The following is a 459-nucleotide window of genomic DNA, read 5'->3' as shown; positions in this document are numbered from 1 at the left end:
CCCTTCCACCGTGCGGCGTGGACCAATCTGCGGCACGGCACCGCGACGATGGACACCCTGATCTCGCTCGGCACGTCCGCCGCGTTCGCGTGGTCGCTGTACGCGCTGTTCTTCGGCACCGCCGGCACCCCCGGCATGACGCACGCCTTCGAGCTGACCATAGGCCGGATGGACGGCGCCGCGAACATCTACCTCGAGGTCGCGGCCGGCGTCATCACGTTCGTGCTCGCGGGACGCTACTTCGAGGCCAAGTCGAAGCGGACCGCCGGCGCGGCACTGCGCGCACTGCTCGAACTCGGGGCCAAGGAGGTCTCGGTCCTGCGTGACGGCGTCGAATCCCGCATTCCCGCAGATCAATTGCGGGTCGACGACCTGTTCGTGGTGCGCCCCGGCGAGAAGGTCGCCACCGACGGCGTCGTCGTCGAGGGCAGTTCCGCCGTCGACATGAGCATGCTGACC

Annotated in this window: 1 protein-coding gene; it reads left to right on the top strand. The window is 68.8% G+C overall.

Annotation, left to right across the window (positions count from 1 at the left end):
• Positions 1-459 (top strand): P-type ATPase actuator domain-containing protein (locus AC07RN_RS21180; RefSeq protein ID WP_478337247.1); only part of this gene is annotated, 459 nt, incomplete at both ends.

This window comes from Lelliottia sp. GFLA7, from assembly GCF_056490165.1.
The sequence above is the reverse complement of the archived record's forward strand: the minus strand, read 5'-3'. Positions and strand labels throughout refer to the sequence as shown.